This window comes from Dietzia cercidiphylli, assembly GCF_039531545.1.
Classification (GTDB): Bacteria; Actinomycetota; Actinomycetes; order Mycobacteriales; family Mycobacteriaceae; genus Dietzia; species Dietzia natronolimnaea.
The window spans coordinates 396,282-419,595 of sequence record NZ_BAAAQG010000007.1 but is presented as its reverse complement, the minus strand read 5'-3'; the positions used below and the strand labels follow the sequence as shown (position 1 = coordinate 419,595).

Sequence of the window (23,314 nt, the reverse complement as noted above, 5' to 3'; positions counted from 1 at the left end):
GTGCGAGGGCGACCATCGGACCAAATCGCGAGCTCAGGCGATGTCGGGCGTGGCGCCCACGGCCTGCTCGAGCAGTCCGCGCCGGTATTCCTCCAACGCCACGAGGTCGCCGAACAGCGCCGAGTACCCCTCCGGGTCGGCGGCCGGACTCATCCGCTGGACCTTGGACTTGAGGTCCGCGATCTGGCCGGACACCCACACCTCCTGTAGGCGGGCGAGCACGCCGGAGACGTAGCGGGGCAGCGCGTCCTCGGCCACGCGGAGCGTCTCGACCGCCATGAGGCCCACCAGCCGCTGCAGACCGTCGTCCTCGAGTCCCCGCGACACCTCGGACACCCAGTTCGCGCCGCTCTTGCCGGAGGCGCACCCCCCGGCCGCGGACAGCGCGTCCGCGATCAGGGCGTAGGCGGGATGGGTGTAGCACTCGCCCGGGAGCGAGTCGAAGAGCGGTCCCGCCAGGCCCGGGTACTGCAGTGCCGCCTTGAGCGCCTCGCGCTGCGGCCAGAGCACCGGGTCCGACGCCGAGGGCAGGGGGACGCCCGTCGGCGCCGCGGGGGGCTGCTGGTCCGCGCGGGTGCCCGCCTCGTCGTCGTCGTATCTCCCCCCGCCCCGTTCGGCACGGTCCCGCAGCGGGCGGGGTCCACCTCCGGGCCCACCCGGACCGCGCCCGCGGGGGCCGGGCGCCGCCGCCCGGGCGCGCCCCCGCTTGCGGGCCTCCTCGCGGACGCGGCGCAGCACCGTCGCGGGATCGTCCCACCCCACCCAGCCTGCCAACTGCCGGGCGTACTCGTCACGCAGGGCCGAGTCGCGGATGTCCGCCACCACCGGCACGGTCTGGCGGAGCGCCTCGACCCGGCCCTCCGCGTGGTCGAGATCGTATTCCTCGAGCATGGAGCGGATGGCGAACTCGAACATCGGCACCCGGGCCGAGATCAGATCGCGGACGGCCGCGTCGCCCTTCTTCTGGCGGATGTCGCAGGGGTCCTGACCGGCGGGGGCCACCGCCACGAAGGTGCGGCCGGAGAACTGCTGGTCCCCGGAGAACGCCCGCATCGCGGCCTTCTTTCCGGCCTCGTCGCCGTCGAAGGTGTAGATGATCTCGCCGCGGAAGTAGTTGTCGTCCAACATCAGTCGCCGGAGGGTGGACAGGTGGTCCTCACCGAACGCGGTGCCACACGCCGCCACGGCCGTGGTCACGCCGGCCGCGTGCATGGCCATGACATCCGTATAGCCCTCCACGACCACCGCCCGGCGCTGGGCGGCGACGTCCCGCTTGGCCAGGTCCAGTCCGAACAGCACCTGCGACTTCTTGTAGAGCATCGTCTCCGGCGTGTTCATGTACTTGCCCAGGGTGTCGTCCTCGAAGAGCTTGCGGGCGCCGAACCCGATCACCTCCCCCGCGAGATTGCGGATGGGCCACAGCAGGCGCCGGTGGAACCGGTCGATCAGCGTCCCCCGTGAGCTGGTCTTGGACAGTCCCGCCGACTCCAGCTCCTTGGGCTCGAAACCCTGCCGCATCAGGTGTTTGCTCATGGTGTCCCAGCCCGTGGGCGCGTACCCGCACCCGAAGCGCTCGGCGTGGGAGAGGTCGAAGCCGCGGTCGGTGAGGAACGCGCGTGCGATCTCGGCCTCCGCGTCCTGATGGAGTCGCTCGGCGTAGAACTTCTGCGCGGCGGCGTTGGCCTGGACCAGTCGCGAACGGGTCCCGCGGTCGCGCTGGATCACCTGCCCGCCGCCCTCGTAGGAGATGCGGTAGCCGATCCTGTCCGCGAGCTGCTCCACCGCCTCGACGAAGCTGATGTGCTCCATCTTCATGAGGAAGGCGAACACGTCGCCGCCCTCACCGGTGGAGAAGCAGTGGAAATAGCCGTGCTGGGGCCGCACGTGGAACGAGGGGGTCTTCTCGTCCTTGAACGGGGACAGCCCCTTCATGGAGTCCGCGCCGCCTGGTTTGAGCGCGACGTACTCGCCGACGACCTCCTCGATGCGAGTACGTTCGCGGATCGCGGCGATGTCCTGCTCCGGAATCCGCCCTGCCATGCCGCCCAGAGTAACCGCCCGGGCAGGAGACCGGCGTGCCCCCTGCGACGGGCCGATACGCTGGCCGCATGATCGCACCCCCACCCCGCCCCCTCGCCGTCCGGAGCCCACGGTCCCGCACGGTGGCGGCCGTCGCGCTCCTGTCGGCGTTCCTCGTCAGCCTGGTCGGGTGGGCGGCGCCCTCCGCCTCGGCGGAGCCGCCGTCCCGGCTGCAGCAGCAGGTCACGGATTCCGCGGGCGTGCTGGGTGCGGATACCGCCGCCGTGGAGAGCCGGCTCGCCGAACTCCGGTCGACCGACAACATCCAGCTCTGGGTGACCTACGTCGACAGCTTCGACGGCGTGCCGGTCCAGCAGTGGGCGCAGGAGACGGCCCGCCTGTCCGACCTGGGCGCCTCCGACGTGCTGCTCGCGGTGGCCGTGCAGGACCGCAGTTACTGGTTCGAATCCACCGACCAGCGCGCGGACCAGCGGATCGCCGACCGGGACATCGAACCGCGACTGGCGGCCGGTGACTGGGCAGGTGCGGCCATCGGCGCGGCCGACGGGCTCGAACGACAGGGCTCCGGCTCCGGGCTCTCCGGTGGGGCCCTGCTGGGGATCATCGCGGTGATCGTCGCCGTCGTGGCCGCGGTCCTGCTGATCAGCCGCCGACGCCGGTCCACCCGCACGGCCAGGCAGGCCGAGTCCGCCCGCGAGATACCCGGCGACGACACGGCCCGGTTGTCGGCGCTCCCGGTCGAGGTCCTCGACGCCCGTGCGAGGGCCGGTCTGGTGGAGGCCGACCAGGCCGTGGACACCTCCACGACAGCGCTCGAGACCGCCGCCGGGGAGTTCGGCGACCTGCGGACACGCCCGTTCCGCGCCGCTCTCGACTCGGCGCGGGGCGAGGTCGCGGCCGCGCACTCGCTGATCCAGCGGCTCGACGACGACATCCCCGAGACCCCGGACCAGCGCCGGGCGATGCTGCTCGAGGTGGCGGCCAGGGCCGAGCGTGCCGAACGCGTGCTCGAGGGCCAGTCCACGGCCTTCGCCGAGATGCGGGACCTGTTGATCAACGGCGCCGCCTCGGTCGACGCGCTGACCCGGCGCGCGGTCACCCTGCGCGCCAGGATCCCCGATGCCGAGGAGTCCATGGCGGACCTGCGATCCCGGTTCCCCGCGGCCGTGCTCGCCTCGATCGAGGACAACCTGACGATCGCCACCGAGCTGCTGGACGCCGCCGAGACCGAGACCTCTCGCGCCCGCACCGCCCTCGCCCGACCGGTGGGCGAACAGGCCGAGGCCGTGGACGCCATCAGCTCGGCCGAGGAGGAACTGTCGCGCGCCGAGAAACTGGTCGACGGCGTGGACCACGCCGCGGACGACATCGCCGCCGCCCGCCGAGACCTCGGTGCACTGATCGCCGAGGTCGACGAGGAACTGGGCCAGGCCGCCCGACTCCTGCGGTCACCGGACCTCGGCCGGAGCGGCCGGAGCCTGACCGACGCCGCCGCCGCCGCACGCGACGCCCTCGACCGGGCCCGCCGCGACGGCGAGACCGACCCGCTGGGGACCTTCTCCGAGCTGGTGGACGTAGACCGTGACCTCGACGAGGCGTTGGCCGCCGCCGGGCACGAGGCCGAGACGGCCCACCGCGCCCGGGCCGCGCGCCAGGCCGCCCTCACCCGGGCCCGCGGCGCGGTGCGCGAGGCGGACGACTACATCGGCAGCCGCTCCTACGTGATCGGACAGGCCGCACGGACGCGCCTCGCCGCGGCGAAGGAGTCACTGGCCACGGCCGAGGGCACCGCCGGGCCGGCGGCCTTCCCCGCGGCCGACCGCGCCCTCAAGCTGGCCCGCGAGGCCCTGCGGCACGCCCAGAACGACGCCTCGCGGCAGCAGTACTCCGGGGGCTACGGCGGCCGGGGCGGTTACGGCGGTCGTGGCCGGGGAGGGTCCAACACCGGTGCGATGGTCGGCGGCATGGTCGCCGGCGCCCTCATCCAGGGCATGCTGCGCGGTGGCAGCTCCGGCTTCGGCTCCTCCCGCGGGTTCGGAGGCGGCGGCTTCGGCGGCGGGGGTGGTGGCTTCGGCGGCGGTGGCTTCGGCGGCGGCGGCGCGGGCGGGCGGTTCTGAGCGCCATGACACGTCGTCGGAAAGTCGTCGTTGCCGTACTGATCGTCCTGGCCCTGCTGGTCGCGGCGGTGGTGGCCGTGGGCACCTGGTACCGGCCGATGCTCATGACCGGTACCGGATACGCCGCGCACAACGCCTGCGCGATCCACTTCCTCACCGATCGGGACGACCCGGAGTCCGACCTGCCGCCCAACCCGCTGGTGCCGTTGCTGCGCACGGAGATCGACGACTCCGAGGGGTGGGCGCGTTCCTCCGTCCTGGGCATCGCCTTTGCCCAGCAGGCCTGGGCCTCCGAGTACGGGTGCGCGGTGGGCGAGGGCCGCGCGGCGGGCTCCGAGCACACCTCCCTCGTCGGGTCCCAGGAGGACCGCCCCGAGGGCATCGGCCTGCCGCAGGCCACCGACGTACCGGCCGAGGTCGGTGCGGCACTCGACCGGGCCGCCGGCCAGGAGGGCACGCGCGGCCTCGTCGCGGTCCACCGCGGTGAGATCCTCGACGAGTGGTACGCCGACGGCTTCGGTCCGGACACCCGGCAGCTCGGGTGGTCCATGGCCAAGAGCGTGGCGGCCACCCTGGTCGGGCGCGCGCAGCAGGAGTTCCCGGAGGCCGACCTCGACCCGGCGGACACGAACCTGCGCCCCGAGTGGACCGACGAGCGGGCGCAGATCTCCCTCGACGACCTGCTGCGCATGACCTCCGGGCTGGAGTGGGACGAGGACTACGACCTCGGCACCCCCATCACGCAGATGCTGTTCGCCGAGCCGGACATGGCCGCGTTCGCCGCCGCCCAACCGCTCGCCCACGAGCCCGGGACCGTCCGTCAGTACTCGTCGGGCACCACCAACATCGTGTGCGACCTGCTGCACGAGCGCACCGGCCTCGGGCCCGAGATGGCCGATCGGCTGCTGTTCGACCCGCTCGGGATGACCAGCGCGGTACTCGAGGCCGACGCCTCCGGCCGGTCGGTGTGCAGCTCGTATTTGTGGGCCACGCCGCGGGACTGGGCGCGGTTCGGGCAGTTCACGCTGGATGACGGCGAGGTGGACGGTCGCCGCCTGCTCCCCGCCGGATGGATGGACTACGCGACGAGCGTCGTCCCGGCCGGCGGTGAGCCCGAGCCCTACGGCGCGCAGTGGTGGACCAACGACGCCGGTGACGGCACCCCGCTGCGTCTTCCCGGGATTCCCGCGGACGCCTACTGGGCCTCGGGGCACGACGGGCAGTACATCGTGGTGGTCCCGTCGGCCGATCTCGTGGTGGTGCGGACCGGGTTCTCCCCCGGTGGGTCCATCGGCGCGCTCGGCATCGAGGACCTGGTCGGCGACCTCACCCGGGCCGTGGGTTGAGCCGGCTTACTGCTCAGCCCCAGGCCGCCTGGATGCCGGCGCTCGCCCGGTCGATCCGCTCGAGGCGGCTCTCGGTGTAGAGGGCCACCTGGTCCACGATCACGCGCATCCGGGCCGCGTCGTCCGGGGCCGCGTCCCACAGCGGGCGCAGTACCGCGTCGAGTCCGGCCGGCGCCGAGTGCGCCAGGTACTCGGCCACCCGGTGGATACGGTCGCGTTGACGATCCTGCCGGGCCCGGTGCCCCGGGTCGCTCATCACGTACCGCACGGCCATGGTCTTGAGCATCACGACCTCGGCCTCCACGTGCAGCGGCACCTCGAGGTCGGCGCTGTACCGCCCGTGCGGCGTCTCCCCGTGCACCTCGCGGGTGGTGTGGATGGCGGGCATGACGAACCGCCCGACCAACTCGCTGGTCAGCGCCTTGAGGGCGACCGCTCCCGCGAAGGACTCCTCGAACGGCTGGACGGCGCGGACCGCGTCGAGCGCGCCGAGCCGCCCGGCCGCCTCGCGCAGCTGGTCGGCGTCGGGTCCCCGGAACTCGCGTGCGCCCAGCTCGGCCAGCGCCGCGACCTCCGACGGGTCGGTCAACGACCGCAGGTCCAGCCTGCCCGCCACGATCGCGTCCTCCACGTCGTGGACCGAATAGGCCACGTCATCGGAGAAGTCCATGATCTGCGCTTCCAGGCAGCGTGTGTCCCCGGGCGCGCCCACGCGGATCCAGGCGAGCGTGTCCGCGTCGTCGGGATAGGCGCCGAACTTCCTGGTGCCCTCCCGCGGCAGCCACGGGTACTTGGTGGCCGCGTCCAGCGCGGCCCGGGTGAGGTCCAGTCCGACCCCGCGCCCGTCGGCGTCGACGACCTTGGGTTCCAGCCGCGTGAGGATCCTGATCGTCTGGGCGTTGCCCTCGTATCCCCCGAACCCTCTCGCGACCTCGTCGAGAGCGCGCTCACCGTTGTGCCCGTAGGGCGGGTGTCCGATGTCGTGGCTCAACCCCGCCAGGTCGGCGAGGTCGGGGTCGCAGCCGAGGCCGGCGGCGATGCTGCGGGAGATCTGCGCGACCTCGAGTGAGTGCGTGAGGCGGGTCCGTGGGGTGTCGCCGTCCCCGGGCCCGACCACCTGCGTCTTGTCGGCGAGCCGTCTCAGGGCCGCCGAGTGCAGGACCCGGGCGCGATCCCTCTCGAACGGGCTGCGCTCACTCGCCGTCCCCTGCGCCCGGGCGGGTCCCCCGCCCACCCGACGCTCGGCGTCTGCGGCGTCGTACGCGTACCCCGTCATGCGCGTCTCCTGTCGGGCGAGTGCGCCCCGTCGTCGTCGTCCCGGTGCGGCCGGGCCGGTGGTGTCTGCGGATCAGCCCGGGAAATCCACGTCGGTGCCGGCGATCCGGTGGTACTGGTACCAGAGCACCGCGCCGGTCTCACGGATGATGCTGAGAACCTGGTTCTCCCGGGTCCAGACTGCGGGACCCTGTCGGGTCGGCGACGTCCACGCGTCCAGTCCGGCGTCCCGGGCCATCATCCGCGCCCGGTACGAGTGCGTGGGGTCGCTGACCAGCACCACGGAACCACCGCCCTGGTCACGCACGGTCAGGGCCACGGCGTCCAGACTGCCGACGGTGTTGGACCCGGTCTCGACCGCCAGGATCGCGGTGGGCGGCACCCCCAGCGTGGCCAGGTAGGCGCGACCCGCACCGGCCTCGGTGAACCGGTCCCCCGGCTGATTACCGCCGACCGTGATGATCTGGGGGGCGACACCCTCCTCGTACAGGGTGGCGGCGTGATCGAGTCGCGACTGGAAGACCGGGGTGGGGACGCCGTCGTACTGGGCCGCTCCCAGGACGACGATCGCGTCCGCCGCCGTGCGGTCGTCCACCCGCGCCACGTGCCACACACGGAACGCGATGAATCCGGGGACGATGAGGCACAGCAGCAGTGCGATGACCAGGAGCCATCCGATGGCCCTGGACACCGCCCGCAGCGGGGACCGGGATCTGTTCACCCGACCAGTGTGCCAGCGCGCGGTCAGCAGCCGATGAGCCGCTGCGCGAGGTACCCCTCGACCTGGTCGATGGCCACCCGCTCCTGCGCCATGGTGTCCCGCTCACGGATGGTCACGGCCTGGTCCTCGAGAGTGTCGAAGTCCACGGTGATGCAGAACGGCGTGCCGATCTCGTCGTGGCGGCGGTAGCGTCGGCCGATCGCCTGCGCGTCATCGAAGTCCACGTTCCAGCTCTTGCGTAGCTGCGCGGCCAGATCCCGCGCCTTGGGCGAGAGGTCGGCGTTCCGCGAGAGCGGCAGCACGGCCGCCTTGAACGGCGACAGGCGCCGGTCGAGCTTGAGGACCGTGCGGGTGTCGACGCCGCCCTTGGAGTTGGGTGCCTCGTCCTCGGTGTAGGCGTCGATGAGGAACGCCATCAGCGACCGGGTCAGCCCGAAGCTCGGCTCGATGACATACGGCACGTACTTCTCGCCCGAGGCCTGGTCGCGGTACTGCAGGTCCTCACCGGAGTGGGTCTGGTGCTGGGTGAGGTCGTAGTCCGTGCGGTTGGCGATGCCCATCAGCTCGCCCCAACCGCTGCCCGAGAACCCGAAGTTGTACTCGAAATCGATCGTGCCGGCCGAGTAGTGGGCACGCTCGTCGTCCGGGACGTCGAAACGGCGCATGTTCTCCGGGTTGATCCCCAGGTCCACGAACCAGTCCCAGCAGTCCTCGACCCACCGCTTGAACCACTCGTCGGCCTCGTCGGGCTTGGTGAAGAACTCGATCTCCATCTGCTCGAACTCGCGGGTCCGGAAGATGAAGTTGCCGGGGGTGATCTCGTTGCGGAACGCCTTGCCGATCTGACCGATACCGAACGGCGGCTTACGCCGGGCGCTGGTCATGACGTTCTTGTAGTTGACGAAGATGCCCTGGGCGGTCTCGGGACGGAGGTAGTGCAGGCCCGTCTCGTTGTCCACGGGGCCGAGGAAGGTCTTCATCAGTCCCGAGAACAGCTGCGGCTCGGTCCAACGGCCCCTGGTGCCGCAGTTGGGACACGCGATCTCGGCCATGGGCACATCGGCCGGGCTGTCCAGCTTCTTCTTGGCCGCATGGGCCTCCTGCAGGTGGTCCTGGCGCAGGCGGGTGTGGCATGACTGGCACTCGACGAGCGGATCGGTGAAGGTCTCGACGTGGCCGGAGGCCTCCCACACCTTGCGGGGCAGGATGATCGACGAATCCAGTCCCACGACGTCCTCGCGGCCGGTGACGAAGGTCCGCCACCACTGCTTCTTGATGTTGTCCTTGAGCTCCACGCCCAGCGGACCGTAGTCCCACGCCGAACGGGTTCCGCCGTAGATCTCGCCACACTGGTACACCAGTCCCCGGCGCTTGCAGAGGTTGACGACTGAGTCGATGACGGACGCTGAGGATGCCACGTCGGGGGTTCTCCCTTTGGTGAGTCGGTTGACGGAGGTGTCGGGGTGGACGCCCTCGGCGCGGGCCGGCGCCCGCGGCACTTCCCACCAGGGTATCCGGTCGACCCCGGCGGTCTGGGATACTGGGGTCCCCCACCCGACACGGCGCCGGTTCCCACCGCGCCCGGAAGGTTGCGCCAATGGCATCCGGACCCGAGTCCCCGGCCGACCCCGGGTCTGCCGCGGACATCCACGACCCCGGCCCCCACGCCGACCCCGTGCCGCTGCCCCCTCAGCACGTGGTCTCGGCCGCGGGCGAGCTGCTCCGTGCGCTGTCGGCGCCGTTGCGAATCGCGATCGTCCTACAGTTGCGCGAGGGGCCGCGTTGCGTCCACGAGTTGGTGGACGCCCTGGAGGTCGCCCAGCCGCTGGTGAGTCAGCATCTCCGGGTACTCAAGTCGTCCAACGTCGTCTCCGCACACCGGCGGGGACGCGAGATCCGGTACGAGTTGCTCGACGACCATCTGTTGCACATCGTCGAGGCGGCCGTCGGGCACGCCGGGGAGGAGTAGGGACATGGACACACCAGGCAAGCCGATCGGCGTGCGCTCGACCCGTCAACGCAGTGCCATCTCCGCGCTGCTCGACGAGTCCAAGGGGTTCCGCTCAGCCCAGGACCTCCACGCCGAACTCCGCGACCGCGGCGACGCGATCGGCCTGACCACCGTCTACCGGACCCTGCAGTCGATGTCCGACGCCGGTGCGGTCGACGTGCTGCGCACCGACTCCGGGGAGCTGATCTTCCGGAAGTGCTCCGATTCGCACCATCATCACCTGGTGTGCCGGGTGTGCGGGTTCACGGTGGAGGTCGAGGAACCGGGTGTCGAGACGTGGGCGCACCGTGCCGGCGGGGCCCACGGCTTCACAGAGGTGACCCACACCGTCGAACTGTTCGGCCTCTGCGCGGCGTGTGTCGCCGCCCGGGGTGGCGAGCAGGCGGGTCCGGTCGACTGACTCGGGACTACGCCGACGGACGCGCCGCCCGGTCCGCAGCTCAGATCCCGTTCACTCCCCCGAATCGCCGATCCCTCTCGGCGTACTCGAGGCACGCCGCCCACAGGTCGCGGCGGTCGAAGTCGGGGAACAGCGTGTCCTGGAAGACGAACTCGGCATAGGCGCTCTGCCACAGCAGGAAGTTGGAGGTGCGGAGCTCACCGGACGGTCGCAGGAATAGGTCGACGTCCGGCATGTCCGGCTCGTCGAGGTAGCGGGAGAAGTTCTCCTCCGTCAGGTCGTCGGCCGAGACCTCCCCGGCGGCGACACGACGCGCGAAGTCCCGCGCGGCGTCGACGATCTCCGCACGGCCGCCGTAGTTGACGCACATCGCCAACGTCATGACCGTGTTGTCCCGGGTGAGTTCCTCGGCCTCCTCGAGCTCGGAGATCACCGACTTCCACAACTTGGGGCGTCGACCGGCCCAGCGGACCCGCACCCCCAACTCGTGCATCTCGTCGCGGCGGCGGCGCAGCACGTCCCGGTTGAAGCCCATGAGGAAGCGCACCTCCTCGGGGCTGCGCTTCCAGTTCTCCGTGGAGAAGGCGTAGGCGGACAGGTACGGGACACCGATCTCGATGCACCCCTGGACCACGTCCATGAGTACCGCCTCACCCTGCTTGTGGCCCTCGGTCCGGGGCAGGCCCCGCTCCTGGGCCCAGCGTCCGTTGCCGTCCATCACCAGTGCGACGTGGCGCGGCACGAACTCCGACGGGATCGCGGGCGGCCGCTCCCCCGACGGGTGCGGGGTGGGCGGCCGTACGGTCACCGGCGCTGCGCCGTCCCTCGACGGGGTGCGCTTACGGAATCTGGGTAGTCCGGGCACGGGACTCCTCCACGGGTTCGTCGGGAACGGGTTCGGCGGGACGAGGCCCGTCGGGAGCGGGCACTGCGGGGACGGGTGCTGCGGGGACGGGTTCTGCTGGAATGGGCACTGCGGTAGCGGGCGCTGCGGAGACGGGGTCTACCGTCCCGCGGTCGACGAGGGGCAGGCTGCGCAGGTCACGCTCGAGATGCCACTGCAGGTGCGCGGCGGCGATGCCGGAGGCCTGGCGGACCACGGCAGGCGACGAGCCGACCACGGCCTCCCACTCCCCGGCCAGCAGCGCCGACAGGTGCTCGGTCACGCCGGGTGTGAGCATCGCACAGCCCTGCGGCCGGCAGTGCACGCACACCGTACCGCCGGAGGCCACGTGGAACGCCCGGTGCGGGCCCACCACGCCGCAGCTCACACAGCAGTCCAGGACCGGCTCCCAACCGGACGCCGCCATGGCGCGCAGGAGGAACGCGTCGGCGACCAGCCCGGGCGGGCGACGGTGTTCGGCCAGGGAGCGCAGGGCGCCGACGGCGAGGCCGAGCAGCCTCGGAGTGGGGGCGCCGTCCTCCCCCGCCAACCGTTCCGCGGTCTCCAGGACCACGCAGCCGGAGGTGTAGGCCGGGTAGTCCGCCACGAGGGGGCGGGCCAGCGACTCGCGGCTCGACGCCTGCCGCACGGTGCCCAGACCGCTCCGACCACGACCCGGGGCGATCTGGACCTCGACCACGGCGAACGGCTCCAGGCTGGCGCCCATCCGCGAGCGGGTGCGGCGCACCGCACGGGCGACGGCCCTGACCAACCCGTGGTGCCGGGTGAGCAGGGTGACGATCCGGTCCGCCTCACCGAGGTCATAGGTACGCACGACCAGCCCGGTGTCGGTGAACGGGTGCATGCGGACCTCCTCTCGGTGTGGGCACAGATGGTCATTGTCCCACTCCCGACCGCTGCGACGGGTATCGCGCCGGGCGCGCGACCGAGCCGGACACCGCCCTCCGCCGGACGGGAACCCGGCTCACCGAGGGCGGTTATAGTCTCGCTGTGCCCAGTCTCGCGTCCCGCCTGATTCCCCTCGTGATCCGGGCCACCCGGCGCCAGCGCGTGTTCGCCGACCCGGACCGCGCGCGCGCTTTCCTCGACGAGGCCGCGGTGCGTCCGGCGTCGTACGCCCCGCCGCGGTTGCGCGACGACGTCCGGCTGAGCCGGGCCGATCGACACGGCTGGCCGGTCTACGTGCTGGAACCCGCTGGGGCACCCGCCCGCGGCACGGTCGTCTACGTCCACGGTGGTGGCTGGGCCAAGGAGATCAGCGCGCCCCACTGGCGACTGTGCGCCCAGGTGGCCGCCGAGGCCCGCACCCGCGTCCTGGTGCCGGTCTACCCGCTGGCGGGCCCGGTGTCGGCGACGAACCGCGGCACGGCGGCGGGCGTGGTGGCCGGGGTGGCCGACCTGGTGCGGGACGAGGTCGCCGAGCACGGCCCGGTGTGTCTCGCCGGTGACAGCGCCGGGGGCCAGATCGCGCTGTCCGCGGCGATGGAGTTGAGGGACCGGGGTGTGTCCCGTCTTCCGGCGACGATCCTGATCTCCCCCGCGCTCGACCTGGCGATGGGCAACCCGGACATCGACCGGGTCCAGCCCAGTGACCCGTGGCTCGCCCGACGAGGCCTGAGGGTGTTCATCGACGCCTGGCGTGCCGAGCTGCCGGTGGACGACCCGCGGGTGAGCCCGCTGTGCGGGGACTTCACCGGTCTGGGGCCGCTGACGGTCTTCGCCGCCACCCGCGACATCGTCCTGCCCGACGTGCGACTCGGGGTGGAGCGGGCCCGCGCCGCCGGCGTGGACGTCACGTACATCGAGGAGCAGGGGCTACTCCACGTGCACCCGCTCCAGCCCACCCCTGAGGGACGGGCCGCACGGGAGACGATCGTGGGGGTCGTTCGTGCGGCCGTGCGTTAGAAGGACTCGCACGACCGCGGTCTAGAAACCCAGCCGCCCGAGCATCTTGGGGTCGCGCTGCCACTCCTTCAGCACCTTGACGTGCAGGTCCAGGTAGACCTTGGTCCCAAGGAGCTGCTCGATCCCCGCCCGGGCCTGGGTGCCCACCTCGCGCATGCGCGAGCCGCCCTTGCCCAGGACGATCGCCTTCTGGCTCTGCCGCTCCACGTAGACGGTGGCGTGGACGTCCACCATGTCGTCACGCCCCTCGTGGGGCAGCACCTCCTCGATCGACACGGCGATCGAGTGGGGCAGTTCGTCCCGCACGCCCTCGAGGGCGGCCTCGCGGATGAGTTCGGACATCCGGGTCTCGTCCGACTCCTCGGTGATCACGTCGTCGGGGTAGAACCTCGGCCCCTCGGGGAGCAGGGAGGCGATGACGTCCGTCACCACGTCGACCTGCTCACCGGACGCGGCGGACACCGGGACGACCTCGGAGTCCGGCCCGAGGAGCCTGGAGACCGCGACCAACTGCTCCATGACCTTCTGCTTGGACACGGTGTCGATCTTGGTGACCAGGCCGAGGATCGGGGTGGTGGGACAGAGTTTGCGCACCTGCTCGAGGATCCAGCGGTCGCCGGGGCCGATCCGCTCTCCCGCAGGGATGCACAACCCGATCAGGTCGACGTCCGAGTAGGTGTCCTCCACGAGGGCGTTCAACCGCTCGCCCAGCAGGGTGCGTGGCCGGTGCAACCCCGGGGTGTCGACCAGGATGATCTGGGCGTCGGGTCGGTGGACCAACCCGCGGATCGCGTGCCGTGTGGTCTGGGGCCGCGAGGAGGTGATGGCGATCTTCTCGCCCACCAGCGCGTTGGTGAGGGTGGATTTGCCGGTGTTCGGCCGGCCCACGAAGCTGACGAACCCGCTCCGGAAGCCCTCGGGCGTGGTCATCGGTTCTCCTCGTCGTCGTTCTCGTGTGTGCCGTCGGCGGCAAGGTCGATCCGTTCGGCCACCACGGTGACCACCCTGACCCGTCCGCGACGGTCGTGCCCGCCCTCGGCGCGCAGGTCGAGCCCCTCGGTGACCACGTGCGCCCCGGGCAGCGGGACGCGACCGAGTTCGAGCGCCATCAGTCCCCCGATGGTCTCGACCTCCTCGGTCACCTCGTCCGGGAACTCCACGTCGAACAACTCTGCGACCTCGTCCAGACCGAGCCTGGACGACAGCCGGTACCTCCCGTCCTCCAGCTCCTCGACGGGGGGCACCTCGGTGGTGTCGTACTCGTCGACGATCTCGCCGACGATCTCCTCGAGGATGTCCTCGATGGACACCAGCCCGGCGGTTCCGCCGTACTCGTCGACCAGGATCGCCAGATGGTTGTGGTCCCTCTGCATCTCCGACAGCAGGTCGTCGATCCGCTTGGCGTCCGGCACGAACACCGCGGGTCGCATCACGTCGGCGACCGGGGCCGCGCGGCCGTCGGGGTCGTCGAGACGGGCCACGATGTCGCGGAGGTAGATCACCCCCACCACGTCGTCGGAGTTGTCACCGTCCACCACGGGGATCCGGGAGTACCCGGACTTGACGGTCAACCGGGCCGCCTGGCCGACGGTCTTGTCCGATTCGATCCACACCATCTCGGTCCGCGGGGTCATGACCTCGCGGGCGGTGGTGTCCCCGAGCTCGAACACCGACTGGATCATGCGCGACTCGTCGTCGGCCACGACCCCGCGCTCACGGGCCATGTCCACGATCTCGAGCAGCTCGATCTCCGAGGCGAACGGGCCGTTGCGGAAGCCCCGGCCCGGGGTGACGGCGTTGCCGACACCCACCAGGAGGCTGGCGACGGGACCCAGGACCATCCCGAGCACCCGCATCGGGGTCGAGGCACCCAGTGCCAGTGAGTAGGCGTGCTGGCGCCCCAGCGTGCGGGGACCCACGCCGGCCACCACGTACGCCGCGATCGTCGTCACCGCGATCACCCCGACCAGGGCCCAGACCGTGGACTCGATGACCTCGGCGAACACCACGGTCAGGAGGACGACCCCCGCGATCAGGCTCAACAGGTGCAGTAGCACCGTGACGTTGATGTAGCGCGGCCGGTTGAGCAGCATCAACGACAGCCTCGCCGCCCCGTAGCGGGGTTCCTTGGCCATCTCCTCGACCCGGGCCACCGAGACCGTGCTCAGCGCGGCGTCGAGGGCGGCGAAGACGCCGGCGACCAGGATGAGCAGAACGGCGGCGCCGGTGGTGAGAATGGTCTGGTCCACGGGTCAGGCGTCCGCGCGCGGGGCGTCGTCCTGCGGGGCGTCCCGGTGGTCGTACCACTCGCCCAGCAGCTCGTTCTGCAGGCCGAACATCTCGCGCTCCTCGGCCGGCTCGGCATGGTCGTACCCGAGCAGGTGCAGGCACCCGTGCACGGTCAGCAGCGCGAGCTCGTGCGCGAGCGGATGACCGGAGCTGGCGGCCTGGTCGGCGGCGAACGCCGGGCACAGCACGATGTCGCCGAGCATCGCCGGCCCGGGATCGGGCAGGTCGGGGCGACCCCCCGGGGAGAGCTCGTCCATGGGGAAGCTCATGACGTCCGTGGGACCCGGCAGGTTCATCCACGTCACGTGGAGATCCGCCATGGTGTCCTTGTCCACGAGGGTGATCGACAGTTCCGCGGCGGGGTGGACGTCCATCCGGGCGATCACGAACGCGGCCACGTCGATGAGTTCGGCCTCGTCGACCTCCACGCCCGACTCGTTGGCGACCTCGATGCTCATCGGCGGCGGTGCTCCCTGTTCCTGTGTACGGCGGTGGGTTCCTCGCCCCGCTCGAGGCGCTCCTCGTGCTTCGCGTAGGCGTCGACGATCCGGGCCACCAGCGCGTGCCGCACGACGTCCGCGGACGTGAGCTCCGAGAAATGGATGTCGGGGACCCCCTTGAGGATGTCGCGCACCACCTTGAGTCCGGATCGCTGCCCACCCGGGAGGTCGATCTGTGTGATGTCCCCTGTCACGACGATCTTCGAGCCGAAGCCGAGGCGGGTCAGGAACATCTTCATCTGTTCGGGCGTGGTGTTCTGCGCCTCGTCGAGGATGATGAACGCGTCGTTGAGGGTGCGCCCACGCATGTAGGCCAGCGGGGCGACCTCGATCACCCCGGCCGCCATGAGCTTGGGGATGGCCTCCGGGTCCATCATGTCGTGCAGCGAGTCGTACAGCGGCCGCAGGTACGGGTCGATCTTCTCGTGCAGGGTGCCGGGCAGGTAGCCGAGCCGCTCCCCGGCCTCGACCGCCGGGCGGGTGAGGATGATGCGACTGACGTCCTTGGCCCGCAGCGCGGCGACCGCCTTGGCCATCGCGAGGTAGGTCTTACCCGTTCCGGCGGGTCCGAGCCCGAACACCACCGTGTGGTCGTCGATCGCGTCGACGTACCGCTTCTGCCCCACCGTCTTGGGCCGGATCATCCCGCCGCGCCGGGACAGCACGTCCGTGCCCAGCACCTCCTCGGGGGTCAACGGCCCGGAGTCGGCGAGGATCTCGACCGAGCGTCGCACCGACGCCGGGGTGATCTCCACCCCACGTCCGGCCTGCCGGAGCAGGTCCGAGACCACTCGTGAGGCCTGGTCGACGGCGCCGGGGTCGCCGGAGATGGTCATGGTGCCGCCCCGCACGTGCAGGTCGGCGTCGAGCAGCTCCTCGAGCGCCCGGAGGTTGGCGTCCGCGGCGCCGAGCACCGCCATGGCCAGGTCCGGGTCGAGCTGGACCGCCGTGCGGGAGGGCGGGCCGCCGGGGTCCCGGCGGTCGTCGCCCCGCGTCCGGGCGACCGTGTCACTCACTGCGTCGTTCTCTGGGGTACCTACGTGGATCACTTCCTGGGTGGTGGTGCGGTCGGGTCGAGTGTAGTACCAGTGCGGGCCCATCTCCGCGTGAGAACTCCGAGGGCGCCGAGCGCCACCGCGGCGGCGCTGGAGGTGCGCAGCACCTCGGGACCCAGGACGACGGCGCGGGCCCCGACGTGGGTGAGTGAGTCGATCTCGGCGTCGGAGACGCCGCCCTCGGGCCCGACGACGAGGAGGATGCGTTCCACGGGACCCGCCGCGGTCACGGCGTCCGCGAAACCGGCGGCACCGTCCTCGTGCAACACCAGCGCGGTCGCACCCGCTCGGACCTCCTCGGCCACGAATGCCACGAGACCGGTGGAGTCGAGCGGGTCGCCGATCTCCGGTTCCCACTCGCGCCGGGACTGCTTGGCGGCGGCACGGGCCGCGTTGGCCCACTTGGTCCGGCCCTTGTCGAGCTTGGGGCCCGCCCAGCGGCTCACACACCGGTCCGCCTGCCACGGCACGATCCGGTCCGCCCCGGCCTCGGTGGCCAGTTCCACGGCGAGCTCGGAGCGATCGGACTTGGGGAGCGCCTGGACCACGGTCACCAGGGGCGTCGGTCGCTCGACCACGGTCCGGGCCAGGACCTCTGCCTCGACCCGGCCGGGCCCCGACGTCAACACCGAGCAGTCCGCGACCTGGCCGCGCCCGTCCCCGACCCGGAGGAGCTCGCCTGGCCGCACCCGCAGGGCCGAGCCGGCGTGCCGGCCCTCGGCGCCGTCGAGGACGGCCGTCTCGCCGACGGCGGGGACCGCGTCGACCCGGAACAGGGGCGGGGTCACCGGCTCAGTGACCCGCGACCGCGTCGCGCAGACGCGAGAACAACCCGCCCCGGCGGGCGGTGTCCTCGTTGACGATCTCTGCCGAGTCGCCGCCGAGACGGCGGAGTTGCTCCACCAGGTCCCGCCGCTTGCGGTCGAGCTTGTCGGGGATCACCACCTCCATGTGCACCGTGAGGTCACCGGCACCGCCGCCGCGGACACGCGGCATCCCGCGGCCGGACAGCGTGACCGTGTGGCCCGGTTGGATGCCGGCCGGGATGTCGATCTCGAGGTCGTCACCCACCACCGTCTCCAGGTCCACCCTGCCCCCGAGGATGGCGTCCACGACCGGGACGCGGACCGTGCAGTGCAGGTCCTCGCCGTCCCGGACGAACACCGGGTGGGTGCGCTCGTTGACCTCGATGTAGAGGTCTCCGGCGGGACCACCGCCGGGGCCGACCTCACCCTGTCCGGACAGCCGGATCCGCATCCCGCCGCCGACGCCGGCCGGGATCTTGGCCGAGACGGTGCGGCGCTTGCGGACGCGGCCCTGGCCGGTGCAGTCACCACAGGGATCGGTGATGATCTCGCCGGTGCCGGCACAGGTGGGGCACGGGCGGCTGGTCATGATGTTGCCCAACAGGGAGCGCTGGACCGACTGGATCTCACCCTGCCCCTGACACATGCCGCACTTCGCGGGCGGCGCGTCGCTCGCCGAGCCCTTGCCGTGGCAGGTCTCACACAGCACCGCCGTGTCGACCTGGATCTCCTTGGTGACGCCGGTCGCGCACTCCGCCAGGGTCAGGTTCACGCGGATCAGCGCGTCCGAACCCGGCTGCACGCGGCTCCGGGGGCCGCGTCCGCCGCCGCCCCCGCCGCCACCGAAGAACGCCTCGAACACGTCGCCGAGACCGCCGCCGGCGCCGAAGCCACCGCCAGCGAAACCGCCGCCGTATCCGCCGCCGGGCGACGAGTCGAGGGGATCGCCGCCCATGTCCACGACACGACGCTTCTCGGGGTCGGTGAGGACCTCGTACATCGCGGTGATCTCCGTGAACCGCTCACGCGCCTCGTCCGACGGGTTGACATCGGGGTGCAACTCGCGGGCGAGCTTGCGGTAGGCGCGCTTGATCTCGGACTCCGAGGCACCCCGATCGACCCCGAGGGTCCCGTAGTAGTCGCGTGACACGTGTCGCCTTTCGTCAAATGAACTCAATGGAAGAACTGGTCCCGGGTGAGGCTACGGGCGTCAGTGCCCGGACAGGATCTCGCCCACGTAGTGGGCAACAGCGGCGACCGAGGCGATTGTTCCCGGGTAGTCCATCCTCGTGGGCCCGAGCACCCCCATCCCGCCGAGCATCTGGCGCTCGGAACCGTACACGGAGGACACCACCGACGCGCCGCGGATCTCCGCCGCCCGGGTCTCCTCCCCGATCTGGACGGTGACCCCTCCGGGCCCTCCCATCCCCACGGACTGCGCCGCCGAGAGCAGCCGGAGGATCACGACCTGCTCCTCCAGGGCCTCGAGGACCGACCTGAGGGACCCGTCGAAGTCGGCTGCGCTGCGCGTGAGGTTGGCGGTGCCGCCCAGGACGATTCGGTCGTCGGGCTGCTCCACCAATGTCTCCACCAGCACCGTCACGCACCGTTCCGCCGCATCGCGGTGGTCCGGACGAGCGCGGTCAGGCGTGGCCGCCAGGGCCTCGGAGGCCTCGCTGAGCCGCTTGTCCGCGACCGCCTCCGAGAGGAGGGACCGGAGCTCGGCCAGATGGTCGTCCGTCAGCGGGGCCGCGAGTTCGACGGTCCGCTGGTCCACCCTGCCGGTGTCGGTGATCAGCACCAGCAACAGACGGGTGGGGGCCAGGCTCACCACCTCCAGGTGGCGCACGGTGGAGCGGCCCAGGACCGGGTACTGGACGACGGCGACCTGGCGGGTGAGCTGGGAGAGCAACCGCACGGCCCGCCGGAGGACGTCGTCCAGGTCGACGGCACCCTCGAGAAACGCCTGGATGGCCTTCCGCTGGGCGCGCGAGAGGGGGGTTATCTCCTCGATCGAGTCGACGAAGTGGCGGTAGCCCTTCTCCGTGGGGATCCGTCCGGAACTGGTGTGGGGCTGGACGATGAAGCCCTCCGCCTCGAGGACGGCCATGTCGTTGCGGATCGTCGCACTGGAGACCCCCAGGGAATGGCGGTCGACCAGCGTCTTGGAGCCGACCGGCTCGTGCGAGGCGATGTAGTCGGAGACGATCGCGCGCAAGACCTCGGTCCTACGATCGGCCGTGCTCGACATGGATCCCCCTCCTCGCGCCCTGCGTACAGACGATTCTAGGCCAGCGGCTCTACAGGAGGACGTCGCGCACGACACCGTCCGCCAGCAACCTGCCCGACTCCGTCAACGCGTACCCGGGACCGTCGGGCCCGTCGGCGGGCCGCCGCCGTAGCAGACCCGCCGACACCTGGAGGTCCGCACGTTCCCTCTCCTGCGCCGTGAACGCCCCGTCGGGGAGCCCTTCGGCCAGCCGGAGGCCGGTCATGATCCGCTCGAGGTGACGGTCGTCGTCGTGCAGTCGCTCCCCGCCCTCGACCGGGAGGTCCCCGGCGTCCCACGCCGCGGCGTAGCGCGCAGGATGGCGCAGGTTCCACCACCGGGCTCCGGCGACGTGGGAGTGCGCCCCGGGTCCGATCCCCCACCAGTCACCGCCGCGCCAGTACCCCATGTTGTGACGGCAGTAACCCGACTCGTCGGTCGCGAAGTTGGAGACCTCGTACCAGTGGAACCCCGAGCGCGACAGTCGCTCCGCCACCTGTTCGTAGCGGTCGGCCAGCACGTCGTCGACGGTCCCGGGCAGTTCTCCCCGACGGATTCTCCGGGCCAGGGCGGTGCCGTCCTCGACGATGAGCGAGTAGGCGGACACGTGGTCCACCCCTGCGTCGACCACGGCGTCGAGGGTGCGGGCGAGGTCGTCGTCGGTCTCCCCCGGCGTCCCGTAGATCACGTCCAGGTTGACGTGGTCGAACCCGGCTCGGGCGGCCTCGGCGACCGCCTCCTGCGGGCGACCGGGGGTGTGGGCGCGGTCCAGGACGCGCAGGACGTGCGCCGCGGTGGACTGCATCCCCAGCGAGATCCGCGTGTATCCGCCCTCGCGCAGTCGTCCGAAGAACTCCGGGGAGGTGGATTCGGGATTGCTCTCGGTGGTCACCTCGGCTCCGGGCGCGAGCCCGAACGTCGACCGGATCCGATCGAGCATCCCCACCAGAACGTCCGCACCCACCAGCGACGGGGTTCCGCCGCCGACGAAGACGGTGTCGACCTTCGGCGGGGTGCCCGACCCGGCCAGCACCGACGCCGCCCGCTCGATCTCCAGTGCGGCCGCCCGTTCCCAGTCGGCGGGCGAGGTGGCGGACCCGAGTTCCCCGGCCGTGTACGTGTTGAAATCGCAGTAGCCACAGCGGGACGCACAGAACGGGACGTGGAGGTAGATCCCGAACGGCGCCCGCGGGTCGCGCGGCGGCGGGGAGAGAGCGAGACCAGCCGGATCGTGGGCCCCGGTCGTCACGCCTGACCGGTCACGCGGTCGCCACCGGTCTCACCGCCCCCCGACTCGGAGGTCGCGGGCCCCTCGTCCGGAACGGTGGCGGCCGGGGCGCTGTAGGTCGGTGCGGCGGCGTCGGGCCCCGTGGCGGTACCGGTCGCCGGTTCGGACGCGGAAGAGTTGTCTGGTCTGGGCACGGAGCCCACAGTGCCGGATGACGGGTTGGCCGTGCGCTCGACGGGGGTGACGGGCTTGGAACCCGTGGGCTTGTCGGACGTCTTCCGGGCCGAGGTCTTCCTCGCGGCGGCGGTCCTGGAGGCCGACTTCTCATTAGCCGATGTCGAGGCGGGGGCGGTCCGGCCCGTGGTCTTCTCGGCGGTCGGCTTGGTCGCGGTGGACGTCTTCCTGTGGGCGGTCGACTTCCTGGCGGCTGTCGTCTTGGTGGTGGCCGAGGTCTTCTTCGCGGGAGCCTTCTTCGCTGGAGCCTTTTTCGCCGGGGCCTTCTTCGCGGTCGTCTTCTCCGCGGTCGACGTCTTCGCGGTCGACTTCTTCGCCGGGGCCTTCTTCGCCGGGCGCTGTCGGTCGGAGGCGTTCGTGGCGGCCCCGTCCTTGCTCGCGGACGACTGACGGCCCGCCTTCTTCAGGTCCTTCCGCAACTGCGCCAACTCGGCGGCGGACATCCGCTCCGCCGTGGGGGTCCCGCTCGCCTCGCGCTTCTCGGCGGCCTCGACGAGTTCCTCCATGGCCTCGCTCACCGCGTGGGCCATGGGCCAGGGGTCGGGAACGAGGTCCTTGCACGCGATGAACCCGAAGTGCAGCTCTCCGTCGAGCGACATCACCGTGCAGTTGAGGCCGGCGCCGTGGAACACCGGCCCCATCGGAAGCATCTTCGTGACCCTGGCCCCGAGGAAGTACAGCGGGATGTTCGGACCGGGCACGTTGGAGATGATGAGGTTGTGCACCACCGGGTGGCGCTCGGAGAGCCTCAGGCGCGAGTACATCCGGACCGCGGAACCGAAGACGGACGGCGCCGCGAACTGCGCCCAGTCGGTCAGGAGATTGGCGTCGAGCGCGTCGGTGTGGTCCTTGGCGACGGTGTTGGCGTCCCGGATCGACTCCAGACGCTCGACCGGGTCGTCGATGTCCGTGGCCAGCGACATGAACATGCCCGACACCCGGTTGGTGCCGGGGCGTGACTCCGCGGCGTGCACCGACATCGGGACCATCGCGATGAGGGGCTTCGACGGCAACTCGTCCAGGTCGTCGAGGTAGTTGCGCAGGGCGGTCGAGCAGAGGGCCAGCACGACGTCGTTGACGGTGGTGCCGAAGGCGTTCTTGATCCGCTTGACCTGGTCCAGGTCCACACTGGCGTAGGAGATGGACCGGTGCCCGGTGATGGTGCGGTTAAACGGGGTGCGCGGGGCGGTGAATGGTGCCGGCATGGCGAGACCCTTGCGGGCCCTGTTGATCCACGAGGGAAGGACACCCAGTGTCCCCGGCAACAGCGAGGCCAGACGCCACGGGGTGGCCAGCCGGGACAACGCCCCGCCGACGGCCAGTTCGAGGGCTCCCGAGCCTCCGGCGGTCTCCTGCACCAGTTCCTGGTCGAGGGACGGATCCTCCGGGGTGAGCGAGCACAGCTGGGACATCATGTTGGCGCCCGTGACGCCGTCGACGGTCGAGTGGTGCATCTTGGCGAACACCGCGAACCGTCCGTCGGGCAGCCCCTCGATGACGTACATCTGCCACAGCGGCATCGATCGGTCTATCGGCTGGCTGGCCAGGTGACCGCACAACTCGGCAAGGACCTCGTCACCACCCGGTTCCGGCAGGCCGACCCGGTGGAGGTGGTGGTCGATGTTGAAGTCCTCGGCCTCGACCCACACCGGGTGGTCGATGTTCAGCAGTGAGTCGTGCAACTTGCGCCGGAAACCCGGCATCCCGGTGACCCGGCGGGCGAGTTCCGCGCGCAGCGCGTCGAACGAGTAGCCGCCGTTCATCTCGGACCCGTCGAGGACGATCAACCCGCACACGTGCAGGAGCTGGGCCCTGGTCTCGAAGTAGAGGAAGCTGGCGTCAAGTCCACTCAGGCGCTGCATGGAGGGAGTGTACGTCCGGAGTCCGTCCCGCAGAGTCGGTTCCGCGGACGGCCCGTCCTCACCAGACGTCGAGGATGAGCCACGCGATCACGACGAGCGCGATCAGCAGGATCAGGGCGAGAGTCACACGCGACCGGGGCATCTACAGGACCTCCTTCCCGGTCTCGGGGTCCCCGGCGGCGACGAGCCCCCGGAACCGGTGCACGAGCACATCGGCCACCCGCTCGACGACCACCGCGACCAGGAAGAACAGCGGGACTCCGGCGGCGAGCATGATGAACACCTGCAGGGGGAACGGCAGGGTGGCGAGCCAGAGCTCGACCCTGTCCCAGAACTCGAGGAATGCCGTCAC

At 71.2% G+C, this 23,314-nt stretch carries 20 protein-coding genes and 1 pseudogene; 5 read left to right on the top strand and 16 right to left on the bottom strand.

Annotated features, from left to right (window positions below; all coding sequences use genetic code 11):
- Positions 1–33 precede the first annotated feature (33 nt).
- Positions 34–2,040, bottom strand: coding sequence for a DNA primase (dnaG, locus tag ABD250_RS08270; protein ID WP_344391686.1), 2,007 nt, complete (start codon positions 2,038–2,040; stop codon positions 34–36).
- 68 nt (positions 2,041–2,108) lie between these two features.
- Here dnaG and ABD250_RS08265 point away from each other — a divergent pair, with 68 nt between their 5' ends.
- Together ABD250_RS08265 and ABD250_RS08260 are read left to right on the top strand one after the other, a co-directional pair.
- Positions 2,109–4,157: a TPM domain-containing protein gene (locus ABD250_RS08265; RefSeq protein ID WP_344391684.1), complete on the top strand. Its 2,049-nt coding sequence runs from the start codon at positions 2,109–2,111 to the stop codon at positions 4,155–4,157.
- A 5-nt stretch (positions 4,158–4,162) separates the two neighbouring features.
- Positions 4,163–5,503 (top strand): serine hydrolase domain-containing protein, encoded by a 1,341-nt coding sequence (locus ABD250_RS08260; RefSeq protein WP_344391682.1) that lies wholly within the window; start codon positions 4,163–4,165, stop codon positions 5,501–5,503.
- A gap of 13 nt (positions 5,504–5,516) precedes the next feature.
- On the opposite strand, the gene ABD250_RS08255 is transcribed toward ABD250_RS08260, so the two are convergent.
- From ABD250_RS08255 to ABD250_RS08245, 3 genes are all read right to left on the bottom strand, one after another.
- On the bottom strand, positions 5,517–6,779 hold the full coding sequence (locus ABD250_RS08255; protein WP_179524975.1) for a deoxyguanosinetriphosphate triphosphohydrolase: 1,263 nt from the start codon (positions 6,777–6,779) through the stop codon (positions 5,517–5,519).
- Positions 6,780–6,851: 72 nt separating this feature from the next.
- On the bottom strand, positions 6,852–7,469 hold the full coding sequence (locus ABD250_RS08250) for an ElyC/SanA/YdcF family protein (RefSeq protein WP_182616829.1): 618 nt from the start codon (positions 7,467–7,469) through the stop codon (positions 6,852–6,854).
- Between the two features lie 53 nt (positions 7,470–7,522).
- The gene (locus tag ABD250_RS08245; RefSeq protein ID WP_182658259.1) at positions 7,523–8,917 is read right to left on the bottom strand and encodes a glycine--tRNA ligase; all 1,395 of its coding nucleotides are present in this window, start codon (positions 8,915–8,917) and stop codon (positions 7,523–7,525) included.
- A gap of 179 nt (positions 8,918–9,096) precedes the next feature.
- On the opposite strand from ABD250_RS08245, the gene ABD250_RS08240 reads away from it, so the two are divergent.
- Together ABD250_RS08240 and ABD250_RS08235 are read left to right on the top strand one after the other, a co-directional pair.
- Positions 9,097–9,468 (top strand): ArsR/SmtB family transcription factor, encoded by a 372-nt coding sequence (locus ABD250_RS08240; protein ID WP_194306843.1) that lies wholly within the window; start codon positions 9,097–9,099, stop codon positions 9,466–9,468.
- Between the two features lie 4 nt (positions 9,469–9,472).
- Positions 9,473–9,910: a Fur family transcriptional regulator gene (locus ABD250_RS08235; protein ID WP_182658260.1), complete on the top strand. Its 438-nt coding sequence runs from the start codon at positions 9,473–9,475 to the stop codon at positions 9,908–9,910.
- Positions 9,911–9,950: 40 nt separating this feature from the next.
- Here ABD250_RS08235 and ABD250_RS08230 read toward each other — a convergent pair whose 3' ends face one another.
- Positions 9,951–10,718, bottom strand: coding sequence for an isoprenyl transferase (locus ABD250_RS08230; RefSeq protein ID WP_179524971.1), 768 nt, complete (start codon positions 10,716–10,718; stop codon positions 9,951–9,953).
- Positions 10,719–10,749: 31 nt separating this feature from the next.
- Positions 10,750–11,658, bottom strand: a complete 909-nt coding sequence (gene recO / locus ABD250_RS08225; RefSeq protein ID WP_259844136.1) for a DNA repair protein RecO — start codon at positions 11,656–11,658, stop codon at positions 10,750–10,752.
- A 146-nt stretch (positions 11,659–11,804) separates the two neighbouring features.
- Here recO and ABD250_RS08220 point away from each other — a divergent pair, with 146 nt between their 5' ends.
- Positions 11,805–12,719 carry an alpha/beta fold hydrolase gene (locus ABD250_RS08220; RefSeq protein ID WP_344391675.1) on the top strand — a complete coding sequence of 305 codons (915 nt, stop codon included), beginning with the start codon at positions 11,805–11,807 and terminating at the stop codon, positions 12,717–12,719.
- Between the two features lie 21 nt (positions 12,720–12,740).
- Here the strand turns inward: ABD250_RS08220 and era are convergent, their stop codons facing one another.
- The 10 genes and pseudogenes from era to ABD250_RS08170 form a co-directional block, all read right to left on the bottom strand.
- On the bottom strand, positions 12,741–13,649 hold the full coding sequence (gene era / locus ABD250_RS08215) for a GTPase Era (protein ID WP_182609948.1): 909 nt from the start codon (positions 13,647–13,649) through the stop codon (positions 12,741–12,743).
- Complete coding sequence (locus ABD250_RS08210) at positions 13,646–14,968, bottom strand: hemolysin family protein (protein ID WP_179524967.1); 1,323 nt, start codon at positions 14,966–14,968, stop codon at positions 13,646–13,648. The genes era and ABD250_RS08210 overlap by 4 nt, the downstream gene beginning before the upstream one ends.
- Before the next feature lie 3 nt (positions 14,969–14,971).
- A complete protein-coding gene (gene ybeY / locus ABD250_RS08205) occupies positions 14,972–15,466 on the bottom strand; it encodes an rRNA maturation RNase YbeY (protein WP_182617320.1) in 495 nt (164 codons plus the stop codon).
- A complete protein-coding gene (locus ABD250_RS08200) occupies positions 15,463–16,524 on the bottom strand; it encodes a PhoH family protein (RefSeq protein ID WP_259844134.1) in 1,062 nt (353 codons plus the stop codon). The genes ybeY and ABD250_RS08200 overlap by 4 nt, the downstream gene beginning before the upstream one ends.
- A 29-nt stretch (positions 16,525–16,553) precedes the next feature.
- Complete coding sequence (locus tag ABD250_RS08195) at positions 16,554–17,351, bottom strand: 16S rRNA (uracil(1498)-N(3))-methyltransferase (RefSeq protein ID WP_179524964.1); 798 nt, start codon at positions 17,349–17,351, stop codon at positions 16,554–16,556.
- Positions 17,352–17,355: 4 nt separating this feature from the next.
- Positions 17,356–18,519, bottom strand: coding sequence for a molecular chaperone DnaJ (gene dnaJ / locus ABD250_RS08190; RefSeq protein ID WP_179524963.1), 1,164 nt, complete (start codon positions 18,517–18,519; stop codon positions 17,356–17,358).
- A 60-nt stretch (positions 18,520–18,579) separates the two neighbouring features.
- Entirely contained in the window at positions 18,580–19,620 is a 1,041-nt protein-coding gene (gene hrcA, locus ABD250_RS08185) for a heat-inducible transcriptional repressor HrcA (protein WP_179524962.1), read from the bottom strand.
- Between the two features lie 49 nt (positions 19,621–19,669).
- Entirely contained in the window at positions 19,670–20,887 is a 1,218-nt protein-coding gene (hemW, locus tag ABD250_RS08180; protein WP_182658675.1) for a radical SAM family heme chaperone HemW, read from the bottom strand.
- Between the two features lie 686 nt (positions 20,888–21,573).
- A pseudogene (locus ABD250_RS08175) lies at positions 21,574–22,962 on the bottom strand (WS/DGAT/MGAT family O-acyltransferase); the annotation flags it as partial.
- Positions 22,963–23,104: 142 nt separating this feature from the next.
- Entirely contained in the window at positions 23,105–23,314 is a 210-nt protein-coding gene (locus ABD250_RS08170; protein ID WP_179524959.1) for a hypothetical protein, read from the bottom strand.